Origin of the sequence: Candidatus Tisiphia endosymbiont of Temnostethus pusillus, from assembly GCF_964264675.1 — a bacterium.
In the GTDB taxonomy this organism is placed as follows: domain Bacteria; phylum Pseudomonadota; class Alphaproteobacteria; order Rickettsiales; family Rickettsiaceae; genus Tisiphia.
The window spans coordinates 21,375-39,194 of the sequence record NZ_OZ183472.1 but is presented as its reverse complement, the minus strand read 5'-3'; the positions used below and the strand labels follow the sequence as shown (position 1 = coordinate 39,194).

The 17,820-nt window shown below is 30.7% G+C and carries 18 protein-coding genes; 9 read left to right on the top strand and 9 right to left on the bottom strand.

Going from position 1 to position 17,820, the window contains the following annotated elements; all coding sequences use genetic code 11:
* Positions 1-3: 3 nt before the first annotated feature.
* The 4 genes from ACFEL2_RS00210 to ACFEL2_RS00195 all read right to left on the bottom strand — a co-directional run bounded on the left by ACFEL2_RS00210 (position 4) and on the right by ACFEL2_RS00195 (position 2,995).
* The gene (locus tag ACFEL2_RS00210; RefSeq protein ID WP_375331991.1) at positions 4-780 is read right to left on the bottom strand and encodes an ABC transporter permease; all 777 of its coding nucleotides are present in this window, start codon (positions 778-780) and stop codon (positions 4-6) included.
* Positions 780-1,517: an ABC transporter ATP-binding protein gene (locus ACFEL2_RS00205; protein ID WP_341751476.1), complete on the bottom strand. Its 738-nt coding sequence runs from the start codon at positions 1,515-1,517 to the stop codon at positions 780-782. Before ACFEL2_RS00205 ends, ACFEL2_RS00210 begins: the two co-directional genes overlap by 1 nt.
* 16 nt (positions 1,518-1,533) lie before the next feature.
* Positions 1,534-1,857, bottom strand: a complete 324-nt coding sequence (gene trxA / locus ACFEL2_RS00200; RefSeq protein WP_341751477.1) for a thioredoxin — start codon at positions 1,855-1,857, stop codon at positions 1,534-1,536.
* A 292-nt stretch (positions 1,858-2,149) separates the two neighbouring features.
* A complete protein-coding gene (locus ACFEL2_RS00195) occupies positions 2,150-2,995 on the bottom strand; it encodes a pyruvate, water dikinase regulatory protein (protein ID WP_341751478.1) in 846 nt (281 codons plus the stop codon).
* Positions 2,996-3,387: 392 nt separating this feature from the next.
* Here ACFEL2_RS00195 and hemE point away from each other — a divergent pair, with 392 nt between their 5' ends.
* The 4 genes from hemE (at position 3,388) to ACFEL2_RS00175 (ending at position 7,439) form a co-directional block, all read left to right on the top strand.
* Positions 3,388-4,407, top strand: a complete 1,020-nt coding sequence (gene hemE, locus ACFEL2_RS00190) for a uroporphyrinogen decarboxylase (protein ID WP_341751479.1) — start codon at positions 3,388-3,390, stop codon at positions 4,405-4,407.
* Positions 4,385-5,473, top strand: a complete 1,089-nt coding sequence (gene hemH, locus ACFEL2_RS00185; protein WP_375331990.1) for a ferrochelatase — start codon at positions 4,385-4,387, stop codon at positions 5,471-5,473. Before hemE ends, hemH begins: the two co-directional genes overlap by 23 nt.
* Positions 5,474-5,490: 17 nt before the next feature.
* A complete protein-coding gene (gene hemJ, locus ACFEL2_RS00180) occupies positions 5,491-5,928 on the top strand; it encodes a protoporphyrinogen oxidase HemJ (RefSeq protein WP_341751481.1) in 438 nt (145 codons plus the stop codon).
* A 122-nt stretch (positions 5,929-6,050) separates the two neighbouring features.
* A complete protein-coding gene (locus ACFEL2_RS00175) occupies positions 6,051-7,439 on the top strand; it encodes an MFS transporter (protein WP_375331989.1) in 1,389 nt (462 codons plus the stop codon).
* Here ACFEL2_RS00175 and ACFEL2_RS00170 read toward each other — a convergent pair.
* Positions 7,366-8,079, bottom strand: a complete 714-nt coding sequence (locus ACFEL2_RS00170) for an HD domain-containing protein (RefSeq protein WP_375331988.1) — start codon at positions 8,077-8,079, stop codon at positions 7,366-7,368. The two genes, ACFEL2_RS00175 and ACFEL2_RS00170, sit on opposite strands and share 74 nt — an antisense overlap.
* 143 nt (positions 8,080-8,222) lie before the next feature.
* On the opposite strand from ACFEL2_RS00170, the gene ACFEL2_RS00165 reads away from it, so the two are divergent.
* Positions 8,223-10,175: a primosomal protein N' gene (locus ACFEL2_RS00165; protein ID WP_375331987.1), complete on the top strand. Its 1,953-nt coding sequence runs from the start codon at positions 8,223-8,225 to the stop codon at positions 10,173-10,175.
* A gap of 195 nt (positions 10,176-10,370) precedes the next feature.
* Here the strand turns inward: ACFEL2_RS00165 and ACFEL2_RS00160 are convergent, their stop codons facing one another.
* Positions 10,371-11,858 (bottom strand): carboxypeptidase M32, encoded by a 1,488-nt coding sequence (locus ACFEL2_RS00160; protein WP_341751485.1) that lies wholly within the window; start codon positions 11,856-11,858, stop codon positions 10,371-10,373.
* A gap of 727 nt (positions 11,859-12,585) precedes the next feature.
* On the opposite strand from ACFEL2_RS00160, the gene ACFEL2_RS00155 reads away from it, so the two are divergent.
* The 4 genes from ACFEL2_RS00155 (at position 12,586) to metG (ending at position 15,803) form a co-directional block, all read left to right on the top strand.
* Entirely contained in the window at positions 12,586-13,353 is a 768-nt protein-coding gene (locus ACFEL2_RS00155) for an SIMPL domain-containing protein (protein WP_375331986.1), read from the top strand.
* Between the two features lie 124 nt (positions 13,354-13,477).
* A complete protein-coding gene (locus tag ACFEL2_RS00150) occupies positions 13,478-13,702 on the top strand; it encodes an AbrB/MazE/SpoVT family DNA-binding domain-containing protein (protein WP_341751487.1) in 225 nt (74 codons plus the stop codon).
* Entirely contained in the window at positions 13,699-14,097 is a 399-nt protein-coding gene (locus tag ACFEL2_RS00145) for a type II toxin-antitoxin system VapC family toxin (protein ID WP_375331985.1), read from the top strand. The genes ACFEL2_RS00150 and ACFEL2_RS00145 overlap by 4 nt, the downstream gene beginning before the upstream one ends.
* A gap of 170 nt (positions 14,098-14,267) precedes the next feature.
* Positions 14,268-15,803, top strand: a complete 1,536-nt coding sequence (metG, locus tag ACFEL2_RS00140) for a methionine--tRNA ligase (RefSeq protein ID WP_341751489.1) — start codon at positions 14,268-14,270, stop codon at positions 15,801-15,803.
* An 18-nt stretch (positions 15,804-15,821) separates the two neighbouring features.
* On the opposite strand, the gene ACFEL2_RS00135 is transcribed toward metG, so the two are convergent.
* The 3 genes from ACFEL2_RS00135 to radC are packed head-to-tail and all read right to left on the bottom strand — an operon-like array spanning position 15,822 to position 17,819.
* Positions 15,822-16,142 carry a DUF721 domain-containing protein gene (locus ACFEL2_RS00135; protein ID WP_341752329.1) on the bottom strand — a complete coding sequence of 107 codons (321 nt, stop codon included), beginning with the start codon at positions 16,140-16,142 and terminating at the stop codon, positions 15,822-15,824.
* Positions 16,129-17,142, bottom strand: coding sequence for a UDP-phosphate alpha-N-acetylglucosaminyltransferase (locus ACFEL2_RS00130; RefSeq protein WP_341751490.1), 1,014 nt, complete (start codon positions 17,140-17,142; stop codon positions 16,129-16,131). The genes ACFEL2_RS00135 and ACFEL2_RS00130 overlap by 14 nt, the downstream gene beginning before the upstream one ends.
* Positions 17,139-17,819: a RadC family protein gene (gene radC / locus ACFEL2_RS00125; protein ID WP_341751491.1), complete on the bottom strand. Its 681-nt coding sequence runs from the start codon at positions 17,817-17,819 to the stop codon at positions 17,139-17,141. The genes ACFEL2_RS00130 and radC overlap by 4 nt, the downstream gene beginning before the upstream one ends.
* Position 17,820: the final 1 nt, after the last annotated feature.

The following is a 17,820-nucleotide window of genomic DNA, read 5'->3' as shown; positions in this document are numbered from 1 at the left end:
TAGCTATATATAATATATGACATTTTTAGAAAAAAATCTGTAGCCAAGATAACTGAAACATGAAACAATACCGGCTATAATAAAGGATTTTATAATCATAAATACATCTGGCAGTACTCCTTCTATTACTAAGAATTGAACTGGTCTTATTACAAGAAAAAGGGGGTTAATTTCAAAAAATATTTTCTTTGATTCTGGTACCATAGAATATGGGTATACTATTGGTATAGTCCAATATGCAACATTCAAAATCAAATTTAATACCTGTGGAACATCACGTATATAAGGAGTCAAAAATGCAAATACGATAGAACTACTAATTACAGAAATAACCAAAGGTAATACAAGAACTGGCACGAAAAGTATATATATACTGAATCTTTCGGGATATAAAATAATAAAAGCTATATACATAGCTATAAACGAATAAATTAGGGTATAAACTTGTGTTAAACTATCCGATATAGGAAAGATAGTCCTAGAAATTATTACCTTTTTTATAATACCACTACGATTAATTAATGAATTTGATGATATATTTAAGCTACTAACAATAAATGTCCATAACGGTAAACCACCGACCAGGTTCATAATCATTGCTTCTCTTGGTAACTTAAGTAAAAATCCAAAAAAATATGAGATGATCATTATTTGTACGAAAGGTTGTACTAAACCCCATAACGAACCTAAAAAAGAATCTTTATTTTGACGAGATATAGAAGCTTGGGTTAATAACACCACTGACAACCAATATTTCTTGGAAAAAAAATACTTTATCATTAATAATTTCCACTATTGTAAATTTTTAGTATTTCATTTGGATTATCATCTGCGATAATACTACCTTCTTTTAATAACACACATCTATTGCAATTCTCCTTAATAATATTTTCTTGATGACTTACTAATATTAGAATAGGTATATTTTGTAACTTGTTTTTCATAAAATTGGTCGACTTCTCAATAAAATGACTATCACCAGCAGCAAAAACTTCATCTAGTAAAAGAATATCTGAATCTTGAAAAGCCGATACAGAAAAAGCCAATCTTGATAACATACCAGAGCTATAATTTTTTACCGGTAAATCTATTTTATTCCCTAGCTCAGAAAAATCTATAATTTCTTGTTCCAGTTCTTTACTGTACTTACCTAACATATTATTATAAATCATAAGCATTTTGATATTTTCTCTGCCAGTTTGCTCTAATTCAAAACCTACTCCCATCTCAATAATGGCGGCAAAGTTACCATGAACTTTAATTTTTCCAAACTTTAATGGATAAATTCCAGCAATTACTTTAAGCAAAGAACTCTTACCTGAACCATTGCTACCAATAAAGGCAATTTTTTCGCCTCTTTGACAGGAAAGATTTATATTATTTAAGATAGGAATTGACGAAGGAAAAAGTTTACCTCCTTTAATAAAAAAGTGTCTTAAACTTTCTACCCTTTGTTGGTTATTGATTCCTTCTACACAACCATCAGATATCTCTATAAATACTAGTTTAGACGTCATATGTTAAAAATATGATTTATATTTTTACTGAAGAGTTAATCCATTCTTCAATAACATTTTTGGGGAATACTCCAGTCTTAGTAGCTAATTGTTTCCCATCTTTAAACAAAATCATTGTAGGTATACTACGAATACCTAAACTTGAAGGTATATTGGGATTTTGATCTATGTCCATTTTAACGATTTTTATTTTGCCCACTAATTCCTTACTTAATTCTTCAATAATAGGTGTTAACATTTTACATGGTCCGCACCATTCAGCCCAAAAATCAACTAATACAGGTGTGGTGGACTCTAAAACTTCCTTATTAAAAGAATCATCTGTTATATTACTTGCCATAATCTCTTATTTTTTGAATTATTAAATACCGAATAAAAAACACCTTCGATGTCATCCCCGCGTAAGCATAATCATAGGACCCTACATTTTTCTATAATCGTCATAGCAAGGCTCTTTAGATGCCGTGACGATCTAGGTAAACAACGAAGCTGTTTTTTTTAACTATGAGGCATAATACTCAACAGCCTGCTATTTTTCTAGATTCCTCTACCTACGTGGCGATAACATCCCTGTGTTTTAACAATTATAATCATACTAAGTAATATTCTTATTGTAAATGACTGCTTTAAGTTTACTTAAAAATGTTAGTATTTAAATTGTTAAGAACATATTTCTTACGATCATAATAAAGTTTCATAGCTACAGCAGCAGTTTCTTCTACAGATCTTCTTGAAACATCAATTATTGGCCACCCTTGTTGCTCGCAAATTTGTTTTACTTGCATACATTCTTCTTGGACTGTTTTAAAATCTGTATAATTAGTATTATCACTCATCTGTAACAAATGCATTCTAGTTTCTCTTATTTCAATTAGCCGAGTTGGGTTAATAATCAAACCAATTACAAGCTGTTTCGTAATGCTGCCTAACAAGTCTAAAAACGGATAACCATGAATATAAGGTACATTTGCTGTTTTAAATCCATTATATGCTAGATATACGGAAGTTGGAGTTTTTGATGTCCTAGAAGGACCAATCAGAATAATATCAGCTTCATCTAATTCACTAGTCATCTGACCATCATCATGTCTAAGAGTATAATCAATAGCATGAATCTTATCAAAATAACCTTCATCAAATTTATAATCATAAACTAAACTTTCTTCTGTTTCTACACCTAAAAAAACTGAAATTTCTTTTACAATTCTACCTACAACAGAGATACAAGGAATTTTTAAATCATAACAAAATTTAGTTAAATTTCTTCTTAGTTCGTGATCTAAAATAGTGTATAATACAATGCTTGGTTTCATCTTGATTTTTTTCAAAACCTCATTTAATGATTCTGCATTTCTTAACATTGGCCAATGATATAATTTTGACTCAATTTTGCTAAATTGTGACAAAGCAGTATTAGCTGCATGTTTAACTGTTTGCACTGAAGAGTCTGAAACTAAGTGAATAATCAGCTTATTCATAGTTTATTAGTCTTTGTGGATAATTTTTATTCATATTTTAATCTCTATATTAAAAGTAACCAATAACTACCCATATATATCCCGTATATAGAGGTTAATAACCTCTATAATTTAAAGAATAATTTTGTGGATAATTTTGTGTGTAAAATGCTAGATATCTAATATCTTTCACGTTTTCTCATTCTACACACATAAAACACTATGAATTATCCACTAAAAAAATAATCCTATGAATAATGTGAGTAATAATTATAATCAATAAACTTCACTGGTAATTTAGCAATAAAAAAATGTGTATAACTATGTGTATATATAATTAATCTACATATTAACAATATCTATATCAACTAAAAAAATAATATATATAAATATATATTATTATGGGTTATTTCATGAATCAGCTTTTACAAACTTTTAAGAAAAAAAATGATCTTGTACCTATTTGGTTAATGCGTCAAGCTGGTAGATATTTGTCTGAATATCAAAAAATAAGAAAAACTGTTAGTGGTTTCTTAGATTTATGTTATAATGTTGATAAGGCTGTAGAGGTGACTTTACAACCAATAAGAAGGTATGGATTTGATGCTGCTATAATTTTTTCTGACATTTTGGTTTTACCTGATGCACTTGGATGGGATGTAAAATTTGAAGAAAATATAGGACCAATATTACGTAAATTTCAATCAAAAGAAGATTTTAAATATCTTGAAGGAAATTCTAATGGAAAACTAAATGTAATTTATGAAATAATCAATAAAACTAAAGCAAAATTACCAGTTGATACTGCATTGATAGGTTTTGCCGGTAGTCCATGGACGGTAATGACTTATATGCTTGAAGGAAGAGGCAAACAAAGTTTTGAAACAAGTAAAAAATTTATTTATGAAAATAATAACTTAGCACAAGAACTTCTAGACTTTATTACTGAAAAAACTATTATTCATTTAAAGGAACAAGTAAAAGCTGGGGCAGACTTAGTACAATTATTCGATTCATGGGCAGGGATATTAGAAGAAGCAGAATATGATCAGTTTGTAGTGCAACCAACAAAAAAAATAGTATTAGCTTTAAAAAAACAGTTTCCACATTTACCAATTATAGGTTTTCCAAGAGGTTCTGGGCTTTTATATGAAAAATATATTGTTAATACCGGAGTGGATGCTATTGGAGCAGATCAGTTTGTACCAGCTAGTGCCATGAAATTATGGAGTGAGAAAATTGTTGTACAAGGTAATTTAGACCCATTTATATTGCTTACTAATAAAGAAATTATCGCAGAAAAGGTAAGTAAAATAATTGCAAATTTTAAAGAAAGAAATTTTATATTTAATCTTGGACATGGTGTTTTGCCAAATACACCAGTTGAAAATGTTGAGTTTTTAGTTAATTATGTTAGAGAATTTAAATACTAAAATATCTCAAAAAAAAATAGCCATCGTACTTTTTAACCTTGGTGGACCAAATAGCTTAAACTCAGTCAAACGATTTCTATTTAACTTATTTTATGATAAGGCAATTATTAACTTGCCAAATCCCCTAAGGTTTATTCTTGCTAAGATAATATCAATTACTAGAAATAAAAAATCTCAGAAAATATATTCTCTAGCAGGTAATAATTCGCCTATTTTACAAGAAACAGAATCTCAAAAAGATGCTATTACAGAGAAGTTAAAACAAACTCTGAATGAGGATTTTAAGATTTTTATAGCAATGCGTTATTCTTATCCTGATTCCGAAGAAGCGGTAAGAAAAATAAATGAGTATAACCCTTCAGAAATAATATTGTTACCATTATACCCACATTTTTCTAGCACCACTACTGGATCTTCGATTAAAGATTTTATGTCTTCTCTTTATAAAAATAAAAGTGAATATTCCCGACATATTAAAACTATTTGTTGCTACCCTATCGATGACGAATTTATTGAAGCTCATTTATCATTAATAAAGCAATCATTTAAAAAATTGAAAAACAAAAAAAACTTTCGTATATTATTTTCAGCTCATGGTCTGCCTGTAAAAATAATAAAAGCAGGAGATCCATATCAGTGGCAGATTGAAAAGACCGTAGAAAGTTTGGTATCTAAGCTTAGCATAGATAATTTAGATTATAAAATAACTTATCAAAGTCGTGTTGGTCCAGTGGAATGGCTTAAACCTAATACGGAGGATGAAATTGAGATAGCAGGAAAAGAAGATAAATCTCTTATAATAGTCCCAATAGCATTTGTATCAGAACATGTTGAAACACTGGTAGAATTAGACATTGAATATAGAAAGATTGCTGGTAAGTACAAGATAGAATATATTAGGACTCCTGCTCTTGGAACAAATAAATTGTTCATCAACAGTATAACTAAAATGGTATCAAATTTAGTTAATTATAGTTTCGATACAAAAAATTTGATATGTAGTTCAATTAATAAAAGAATATGTCCTTATAATTTTACTATGTGTCCTTGTAATTTAAAAAACTAAGTAAAGGGATAAAATTAATGGCTAGTTATTATTTATGGTTTAAAGCATTCCATCTTGTATCAGCAATTTCTTGGATGATAGGTTTACTATACCTACCAAGATTATATGTCTACCACACTAAAGTTGTAGTAGGTAGTGAAACTGACAAGATGTTTCAGTTAATGGAAAGTAGGTTACTCAGAATCATTATGAATCCGGCTATGATCAGCACTTATACCTTAGGTATAATTAACAGTTATATATATGGATTAGTAGCTTTAGGAACATGGTTTTACGTAAAAATGACAGCAGTTCTAGGTATCACTATTTTTCATGGTTTATTAGCTAGATGGAGGAAGAATTTTGTTGAAGGCAAAAATAATCATTCTGAAAGATTTTATCGTATCATTAATGAAGTACCAGCACTATTGATGATAGTGGCTGTTGTTATGGTTATTGTTAAACCATTTGATTAATTATTTTTCTGCTTTATTATTTGTATTACTGATTTCTAATTGTGACGCATATAATAATTATTGAAGCAAGTAATTATTATAGCTAACTATAGATAACATAACAGTGAGGTTTAAACAACTATATGAGCAAAATTATTCAAGCAGATAATAAGGTTATGCAAAAACATACTAGTTTGACTAGAGAACAAAAAGAGGTTGTTGGATTACTCTCAATAGGGACATTTCTTGAATATTTTGACTTAATGCTTTATGTGCATATGGCGGTATTGCTTAATGAGTTGTTTTTTCCAAAAACTGACCCACATACGGCTACTCTTCTTTCAGCCGCTGCTTTTTGTTCTACTTACTTGCTTAGACCATTTGGTGCATTAATATTTGGTTGGATAGGCGATAATGTAGGAAGGAAAGCATCTGTAGTCATTACAACTTTTTTAATGGCAATATCTTGTTTTGTCATGGCTAATTTGCCAACTTTTGCTCAAATAGGGATTACTGCAGCTTGGCTGGTGACAATATGTCGTATTGTACAAGGTATGACTTCTATGGGGGAAATCACAGGAGCTCAATTATATCTAACAGAATATCTACAACCACCAAAACGATATGTGTCTGTAGCTATAATAGTTTTTTGTGCTGCCTTTGGAGGGTTTGCTGCTCTAGGTGTAGCCTCTCTAGTTATTTCTTATGCTCTTAATTGGCGACTGGCTTTTTGGTTTGGTGCAGGTGTGGCATTAGTTGGTATGATTGCTAGGACAACGTTGCGAGAAACGCCTGAATTTGCCGACGCTAAACGTCGATTAAACAAAACTTTTCAACAGTTAAAAAGTATAGGATCTAACATTGACGTTGAACATGTAATGCAAGATACTCTCAATATTCAAGAAAAAACTAATTGGAAAACAACAATAAGTTTACTGTTAGTAGATTGTATATGGCCAGTAATTTTTTATTTTACTTATATACATTGTGCTAATATTTTAAAATATTCATTTCACTATACAGCCGAACAAATTATTTACAATAACTTTATTGTATCTGCTATATTACTAGGAAACATGATTTTTGTGCTGTATTTCACCAATAAATATCATCCACTAGTGATATTAAAGATAAGATTAATTTTAGTTTCCATATATTTCCTAATGATTCCATATTTATTGAATAATGCAACAACTGGCTTTGATATATTGATAATTCAGTCTTTACTATTATTTACTGCATGCGAAGCATCACCAGCTAATGCAATATTCTTTAAGCATTTTCCAATCTTTAAACGTTTTACTTATACTAGCGCGATATACGCTGCATCCCGAGCTTTAGTATATCTTATTACTTCTGTTAGCCTTGTGTATTTAACAGATTATTTTAGTCATTGGGGATTGTATTTTATTACAATCCCAACAATTGTAGGTTGTGCATATGGATTATCATATTTTATTAAACTCGAGAAAGATGCTGGAAATCTTTCTGAAAAGAAAAATTATGTAGACTCTGTAGCAAATATTGCTTAGATGATATAGTAGGTAAATATTGATAACATAGCTCTATTAGTTTTTTTTCTAAACCAATTGCTTCTAAGTATATAGCTAGACGTATAAATTCTTCTATAGTTTCCTCAATAATCTTCCTAGCTTTTTCAGGTGACTTAATTCCTATAGTTTGTAAATTGTGAATTCGATCAAAAATTTTAATAAATGCTACATCATATTTTTTTTGTTGATATAATAAATTTAAAATCTCTTTGGAGCTAATCTTGCCGTGAGGTTTAACCCTAGTTAAAGCTTCTACTTGACTAGCTATTACACTTCCAAAAATATATTCAATCATCTTTTCGGTCAGTTTTGTATCCTCGATAGTATCATGCAGTATACTGGTAACAATCATATCAGTTCTGAAATAGCGTGGAATTTCTGATGCTGCATATTCCGCTACCATATACGCTACTTCAATTGGATGCGAGTAATAGGGTTCGCCAGACTGTCTCATTTGACTGCCGTGATATTTTTTGGCGTAATAAATAGCTTTTTTAACTTCGTCAATATTTATTGGTCGGTTTACTTCCTCATTTATCTTACAGAGTTTGTTCAATAGCCTAGTAGCATACTGACAATATTCATACTTTGAGTTGTCCCAATAGTTAATATCTTCCATAAAAACCATAATATTTTAAATCGCTATACAAGTTAAACTAAAAATTAGAATATTACTAGGAATTTATTATATTTTTTTATTAGTGCTTCTGCTAATTAGTGTATAGTATATGGTATACTCAAATGACCTGAAAATGAATTTCAATGCAAGTTGCAAAAATATTATTGCCATTAGCTAAGCTTTTCCCGTTGGATTATTTAATTCCAAATGGATTAAAATTAGCTATAGGAGATTTAGTAGTTGTCCCATTTAGGAATAAAGAATTAACGGGTATAGTTTGGCAATTAGATACTGAAGTTTCAGAGGGAACTAGTAAAATCAAATCTATTAAACAAAAAGTGCCACTTGAATTTAGGTTTAATCAGGAAATATTAGATTTAATTAAATGGGCTGCTAATTATTATATGACTTCACTTGGTTCAGTTGCTAAGTTGACTTTGCCGATCGATATTGCCCAGCAACCTATAAAAATAAAGCATCAAGAATTAAACAAAGATTTTATTTTACCAACTCTTTCAGTAGAGCAACAAGGAGCACTTTCTCTATTAAGTCAATCGGATAAACCATCAATTATTAAGGGAGTAACCGGATCAGGTAAAACAGAAATTTACTTTCATCTATTGGCTGATTATTTGAAGCAAGGTAACCAAATATTGATCATGTTACCAGAAATTGCTTTAAGTCAGCAAATTATAAATCGTTTTACAGTACGCTTTGGCTTTCAGCCAGTAATATGGAATTCTGCGATTACTAAAGCTCAGAAAAAGATGATTTTAAGAGGTTTGCTCAACAATGAAATTAAAGTTATAATTGGTGCTAGAAGTAGTCTATTTCTACCGTATAGTAATCTTGGATTAATTATTATTGATGAAGAGCATGATAGTTCTTATAAGCAAGATGATGGTATATTATATAATGCTCGCGATGTAGCGGTATTGCGGGGAAGCTTATCCAAAATAAAAGTAGTATTATGCTCGGCTACTCCGTCTATTGAAACAATTTATAACGTAAGTACCAATAAATATCAATTAATTGAATTGTCAAATCGTTACCAGGAGGCAACTTTGCCAGAAATTCAAATAATTGATATGAAAAAGGAGAAATTATCAAAAAATTCTTACTTATCTAAGGAATTAATAGCATTAATAGGTAAAAAGCTAGCAAGCAAAGAGCAGGTGTTATTATTTTTGAATCGTAGGGGTTATGCCCCTTTGATGTTATGTAAACTTTGCGGTTATCGTTTTACTTGTAATTCTTGCTCTGCTTGGTTAGTGGTACATAAATCTAGCAAAAAACTTGAATGTCACCATTGTGGTTATCAAAGTAGGATTCATATTTTTTGTCCTGATTGTCGGGAAGAAGACTCTTTAACTGTTTGTGGTCCTGGGATTGAAAGAATTGAAGAAGAAACTAGGCATCTTTTTCCCGATAGTAAAATTGCGGTAATTAGCAAAGATTATGCCCAAAAACCTGAAAAGATCCGCGAATTACTATATAAAATGGAGCATTCTGAGGTTGATATTCTAATTGGTACTCAGATGATTACTAAAGGTTATCACTTTCCTAACCTTACTTTAGTAGGTGTTGTTGATGCTGATCTTGGGGCTATTAGTAGTGGAGACTTGCGGTCAAGTGAACGCAATTATCAACTACTTCACCAAGTAGGAGGTAGGGCAGGAAGAGAAGATAAAAAAGGTCTAGTATTAATGCAAACTTATTATCCAGATAATGCTATATTTAGTTATATAAAAAATGGAGGAGATCAGTTTTTACAATATGAACTTAAAACAAGGCAAGCAGAGAATATGCCTCCTTTCACCAAAATGGCATCAATAATTTTGTCTGGAAAAAATGAGCATAAAGTGCTTGAAATATCCAAAACTCTAGTTGCAATTGCACCAAAAAGTTCAGCTAGAATACTCGGACCATCTAGTGCATTGATGTTTAAATTAGCAGGAAAGTTTCGTTACCGTATTCTAATCATAGTGGATAGGAAATTTAATTTACAAAAATTTTTACAAACATGGTTAAGTTTAATCAAAATCCCTGCTTTTTGTCATTTGAAAATAGATATTGATCCTAAGAGTTTTTCTTGATATTACTCTCATGATTATTCAAGTAAAAGCTTTAGCTTAGTACTACATTGAGAGCCTTCGGTGTGAATGACGGATTCGGGGTCTAAAAATGTTGAATAGTCTTCTTGGCTATTTTTTTAGACCCCTGCTTTCGCAGGGGTGGCGATAATACTGAGCCTAATATTAACTTGTTACAGATACTTGAGGTTAAATAAGTTATAAATATTTTTGTTGGAGATATTTTAAAAATATTTCCGATTGAATGCTATCTTCACCCGTAGCGTCTTTAATTAATTCACTGGTATTTTTTAATGAGCCATAGCTTCTAATATTATTATCTAAGAATTGGTTTACACCATTGAATTCTCCTCTTGTTATTTCCTTTTTTATATTGTGATTAACTTCCTGTGCTTTTTTCATGACCATTGAAGCAATAATTGCTCCATTAGTATAGGATGGAAAATAACCAAAACTGCCCATTGGCCAATGTATATCTTGTAAGCATCCGTCTTTATCGTTCTGTGGAGTAATGCCTAAATATTCCTGCATCTTATTGTTCCAATAATGTGGTAGATCATTCAAAGATAGATCTCCGCTAATTAGCAATCTTTCTAGTTCAAACCTAACTATTACATGCATTGGATAAGTCACTTCATCTGCTTCTACTCTAATAAAACCTAGTTTGACTCTTGTCATTAATTTGTAAAGATTTTCTGCAGAATATTCTAGTCCTTTGAATCCAAATTCATCCTTAAGTAGCTTTGATAGATATTGACAAAATTCTCCTGATCTACCTACTTGCATTTCCATAAATAAAGATTGACTTTCATGGACAGCCATACCTTTAGCCTTACCTACTGGTTGGTTTTTATATTTGCTGGGCAAGCCCTGTTCATATAAACCATGACCAGTTTCATGCATAATCCCCATAATCCCTGAAATAAAATTATGCTCATTATATCTATTAGTTAACCTAACATCATCAGGAGTACCCCTACAAAATGGATGGGTTGATTCATCTAACCTACCTTTAGTGAGGTTAAAACCCATTATTTCCATAAGCCTTTTAGCAATTAATTTTTGTTGTGCTTCACTAATACTATTAGTGATAGGTAGAACATTTTCTTTACTTTGTTTTTCTACTATTTGACTAATTAATTCTGGTATAGTTTTTTTTAGATTATTAAACACTACTTTAACTTCATCAAGTGTACGTTCAGGATCATATGTGTCAAGTAAAGCATCATATACAGAACAGTTTAGTGCATGGGCTTTAGATTTAGCCATTTTTTGTACGCAATCTAATACTGTTTGTAGGTAAGGTTTAAGTGATAGATAATCATTATTTTTTCTAGCATCTCGCCAAATTAACTCACATTTTGCACTAGCAGTAACATACATTTTCCATAAATCATCATCTATACATGTAGATTCTGTAATTCGTCTTTTTGTTTCTCTTAAATTAGCTAACTGCCAAACATCAAGAGTGTTCACGTTTTCAGAGACAGATTCTATTAGTTCAGCTAATTTTTTTGATTGTAACCTAGAGCGGGCTATGGAAGATAGTAGGGCTATTTCACTTGTTCTACTATCAATTGATCCATGCGGAATATTTACTGCGATATCCCAATAAAGTATGTTAATCACGTTATTAATTTGAAAAATTTGCTCTAACTCTTGCTCTAATAATGTATAATGTTTCATATAATTCCCCCTACTTTAAAAGTTGTTTTAATCCTAAACTGGCTAGAATATTCAGAAAAATGCATTCTTGAAGCGGCTGACACGAATGCATTTTAATCTATTATCGCTAATAATCTTATTTCTATTGATATAACAACAAGATTATTAGCAAATGAAATATTTAACAATATATTCCTGAACTTTTAAAAAAAATAGTACAATTAATAAAAAATATTAGATGTGAATTTGCAAATTCATAGGTTTCTAGTTTATCTGCTGGGATTTATGCTTTGACCCCATTTTGATCTCTCTCTAAGGAGATAGAATATTTTGTAGCTAATAATCTGACAGATCAAGAGATTAGTCAATGGATAGAAATAATTTCTAGAGATGGTAATATAATTCACAATAACCCTAATTCTGAAGCAATTATAGGTAATTTTACTAATTGTTCACAAGAGATGAAGTTAGAGGGTGACAATAATTATTCACCAACCCAAGACACTATTGAAGCATGCTAGCAAATACACATTCATGGCTGTAGATATGTATTTTTTAATAAGAATAGTAAGATTCTTACTTGTAAGTTCTTTACTTATAACGTATACTAGACTTATAGGGTCTAAGCATAAATCCCCGTGGATAAACTGGATGTTTTTTGGGTTCTAGAGGGGGAGTGCTTTTTTTTGAAATAAGATGGAGCGTTTTGGATAACCTCAAAAAACAAAACTATTATAGGGGTAGTATTATGTATAAAAGCCTTCTTACTATTACTATAGCGTTAATATCATTTACTTTACCGGTAATTGCTATGCAGTCTAAAGATTTACCAACAAATCAGAATGGTTCGTATCTTAATATATCTGTTACTGAACAAATGGATGTAAAAGAAGATTTACTTATATCTAGTATGCGAATAGAAAAAGAGGGAGTTGATCTAAAATATATACAGGATGAGATTAACCTAATGATGTCTAAAGCAGTAAAAATGGCTAAAGAAGTTGAAGATATTACTGTATCAACAGAACAATATTATGTTTACCAATATAACCAAGACCAAAATATTGATAATAAAAAAGATGAAGTAAAGAAAAAAATGTGGCGTGGTACTCAGGTATTATCACTGAAAAGCAAATCATCTGAGGCTTTATTGACATTAATTGGAAAATTACAGAATGAAGGGCTATTAATACAAAGTTTAAATTATACTCTTTCTAATGAAAAAAGAGAAGTCATCCGAGATTCTATGATAGAAGCTGCTATTGCAAAACTAAAGCAACGAGCTACACGTGTAGCTAAAGCTCTTGGTAAAGAATACGATGGATTTACTATAATAAATGTTGATCCTGAAGCAAGGAGAATGCCAGTGCCTAGATTGATGATGGGATCACCTGTAAATGCTAATGATAGTGCGGTTAATATACCAGTTGCAGAACCAAGTACAAGTGAGGTAACTATAACTGTTTCAGCTACTGCTTTGCTTAAATACGGCTCAGTGTTAGGGAACAAGCGATAAAGTGCCGCTTATATTTCTGATAGAAAATTTCTTAATAACACTAGCCGATACAATTAGCGTTAAGGTAGCTGCGATGAGCTGACACTTACATTTTATAGCACAACGAAAGCACGAGGTAATAATTATGAAAGTATCTAGTAAAGGGCAAATAACTATACCTATAGATATTAGAAGTAAATTTGGCTTCTTGCCAGATACAGAAATCACTTTTATAGAAAGAGAAGATGGCGTTCTATTAAAAAAATATCAAAATCAAAATAATAGAGGTAATAAATTAATATTGCATATGTCTAGAAAAAGCACAGTAAAAATGTCTACTGATACCATAATGAAATTAACTAGATCATGATCTTAGTTGACAGTAATATATTATTGGATATTATCACCTGTGATGCTAGTTGGTACAATTGGTCTTCTAACCAATTGTTAAAATTATCGCAATTTCATGAATTAGCAATTAATGATTATATATATACAGAAGTTTCAGTAGGATTTGAAAGAATTGAAGAACTTGAAGAAATAATCGGCGATAATTTTAAAGTTCTTCCTATCCCTAAAGAAGCCCTATTTTTAGCAGGAAAAGTTTTTATACAATATAAAAAAGCAAATAGTGGCAAGAAAAACTCCGTATTACTAGATTTCTTTATCGGAGCACATGCGTCTGTATTAAATATTCCTCTTCTTACAAGAGATGTAGCACGTTACAAAACATATTTTTCTAAACTCCATCTTATTCACCCTTAGGTCAAAAGATTTACATTCTTATTCTAATGTATACTTGTGACTGCTTGATTTCGAAATGACACTGGCTTGCTTTCATCGGCAACAAGCGGCTCAAATTAACTATTTTTATAGTATACATATTTAGCAAGAATAACTATAACAAATATAGGTTTATCCATTATAAATTCATTATGAAAAATACATATTATATTACCACCCCTATTTATTATGTTAATGATATACCTCACATAGGGCATGCTTATACAAGCGTTGTGTCTGACGTAATAGCAAGATTTATGCGTTTATCAGGTAAAGAGGTAATGTTTCTGACCGGTACTGATGAACATGGTCAAAAGGTAGAAAAATCTGCTATTGTCAAAAATGTTGAACCACAAATATTTACCGATACAGTATCTGAAACTTTTCGTACATTAATGCACTCAATGAACATTTCTAATGATGATTTTATTAGAACTACAGAAGCTAGGCATAAACAAGCAGTAAGTAGTCTATGGCAAAAATTGCTGGATAGTGGCAATATTTACCTTGATAGCTATAAAGGCTGGTACTCGACGCGTGATGAGGCTTTTTATGATGAATCAGAATTAACAGAAGATGGACTAGCTCCGACTAAAGCTCCTGTTGAATGGCTTGAAGAACCAAGTTACTTTTTTGCCCTATCAAAATGGCAAGATAAATTATTAGATTTTTACGATGCCAACCCTGATTTTATCAGACCAAGTACTAGACGTAATGAAGTTATTAGTTTTGTCAAATCCGGATTGCATGATTTATCTATATCACGTTCTAGTTTTAAGTGGGGAATTAAAGTACCAAATGATGAAAAGTACGTAATATATGTATGGCTTGATGCACTAACCAACTATATTTCGGCTTTAGGATATCCAAATGATACAAGCAAGTATAACAAATTTTGGCCGGCTGATGTTCATATAGTCGGTAAAGATATATTACGCTTTCATGCCGTATACTGGCCAGCATTTTTGATGGCAGCTGGCTTGCCGCTACCAAAATGTGTTATGGCACATGGGTGGTGGACTAATGAAGGACAAAAAATCTCTAAATCTATAGGGAATGTAATTGATCCATTGCAATTAATAAAAGAGTTTGGTTTAGATCCAGTTAGGTATTATTTGATGAGAGAGGTAATATTTGGCTCAGATGGTAATTATTCTCGTAGTAGCTTAATCAATAGAGTGAATAGTGAGTTATCTAATAAAATTGGTAATTTATTGCAAAGAACTCTAGCCTTTGTTTATAATAACAACGAGACAAAAATTCCGTCAATTGGCAAGGAATCTATCGATAGCATTTATGAGTCATTTTTAATGAAGCTATCCCACCAAATTATATCAGAAAATTCATTGTTCACTAAGACTTTTGCTATTAATTCTGTGTTAGAAAATATTATTACTTTAACCGAAGAAGCCAATATTTATATAGATCGAGAAGCCCCTTGGCAGTTAAAAAAAACTGATCCTATAAGGATGAATGAGGTGTTATATACGCTACTTGAGACACTAAGATATATTGCTGTAATGTTACAGCCATTTATTCCTGATTCGGCTAATAAAATGCTTGATCAGCTTGGTGTACCAAAAAGTCAGAGAATGTTTAAACATTTAACAAAGGAGTTTATTTTAATTCCAGGTAGTAACATTAGCCAGCCAAAAGCTATATTTCCAAGATTTCAGGATAATACTTGATGAAAATAGAAGTCTATTCTAGTTATTTCTTGTAGCATATATTGTAGTTCTTAAACTATGTATGGCCTTAAAACCTAGATAAACGGAAATACGCTCAATAATTATCTGTTGGTGAAATGATATTTCTAAGGCGATGCTCGAATTTTCCACTTGTACATGTAAAATATTTATTCTCTGCCCTTTCTCTTTAGGGCTAGATATTTTTAAGGGGCTAGTTTTGCTACTAAATTTTGGTCCAACAATCTTGCTCCAATTAATCATAATTTCTGCAAGCAATGGGTGCTGTTTACCAAAGATTCGTCTAATAATTATGTTGATGTCATGGCTAAGCGGTTTCATGGGCAAAATTAATTATTGTAACCATTACTACTAATATAGCAAAGATAATTGATAATAAAGGAAAGTACAGAGAAATGATTGATAATACCATAAGTAATATATTGCATATTATAATTCTACTCACTACTTCCTTATGACTTTTACCATTTCTGACTGCTTTTTGAAAAAAATGCTTTAAGTGAGGTTGCCAAATTTTCTCCTTATTAACTAGTCTAATTAGTATGGTTAATCCTCCATCTGCTAGGTAATATAAGCTAGCAATAGATGAGGCAACAAACAAATGAACACTAGATGCTGAAATAAGTAGCAAACATAAACCTAATAAAAATCCTAAGCTTATACTACCTACGTCCCCTAGAAAGATTTTAGCAGGATGCCAGTTAAATATCAAAAAACCTATGGAACATGCTAATATAATGATGTTAAGCACAATTATAAAATTTATATTTATTATTATATCAGATTTTAGATAACAAAGTATCAATATAGTGATCGATAAATGAATAGATTCAGCACCACTAATACCATCTATTCCATCAAGAAAATTATAAATATTTAAAAAGACAATCAATCCTATTATAGATAGCATAAAATCAATATATAAAGGTAATTCGTGATGAAATAATACTACTGGAAATAAAAATAGGAAAATGGCTATTGTAGAACAAATTATGTGAAAAATTAGTCTTACAAATATCGGAATGGAAATAAGATCATCTAAAAATGAAATGCTGGAAATGATCAGCAGTAAAGGTACAATTTTAATTGAGTTTATCAGAGTTTTTGTTGAAAAATATTCATAGGCGATAAGAGCAATTATTACCACTATAACTATCGCAAGTCCACCTCCTCTTGGTGTGATTCTACTATGTACTCTACGTGGATTTGGTATATCCACCACTCCAAAAGATGGAAGACTAGAAATCAATAGCCAAGTAAGAAAGCTTGTTGCTATAAAAGATAATAAAAACAAAAAACTATAATTAATAAAGTTACTCATAACAGCATATTAGATTTAAAACTGAAATATTCATTGGCTGTAATAATTACGTGGTCATGAACCGATATGTTCATATTAGCACAAGTTTCTACTATTTTGTGTGTTAGTTCAATATCAGTATTTGAAGGCTTACTAACACCACTTGGATGATTATGTACCAATATAATTGCACCAGCTTCATTAAATAAAGCTCTTTTAATTATTTCTCTTGGATATATTGTTGCCTGATCTATAGTGCCTTGACTTAAAATTTCATCAGCAATTAGGACATTCTTTTTATTTAAAAATAAGATACGAAATTGTTCTGTTTTCATGCTACCCATCGTTGCTTTTAGATAGTCTATTAGAACGTTCCAAGAACTAATTACATTTTGATTTATTACTTTTTGTTTTAGCATTCTGTTAGTTAGTTCACGCATAATGACAAAATTTACATATAAATTATCATTAGTTCCTTTAATATTAAGCAATTTTTCTTTATCTGTATTTATTAAATTAGCGAGACTACCAAATTGTGTTAATAATTCCTTTGCTAATGGTTTTACATCTTTTCTAGGTATTACAGAAAATAATATCATTTCAAGTAATTCATAATCTGCAAGATTTTCTGCAGAAACAATAATACGTTGTCTTAAGCGTTGTCTATGCCCAATATAATGGGGTATATCATCTTTCATA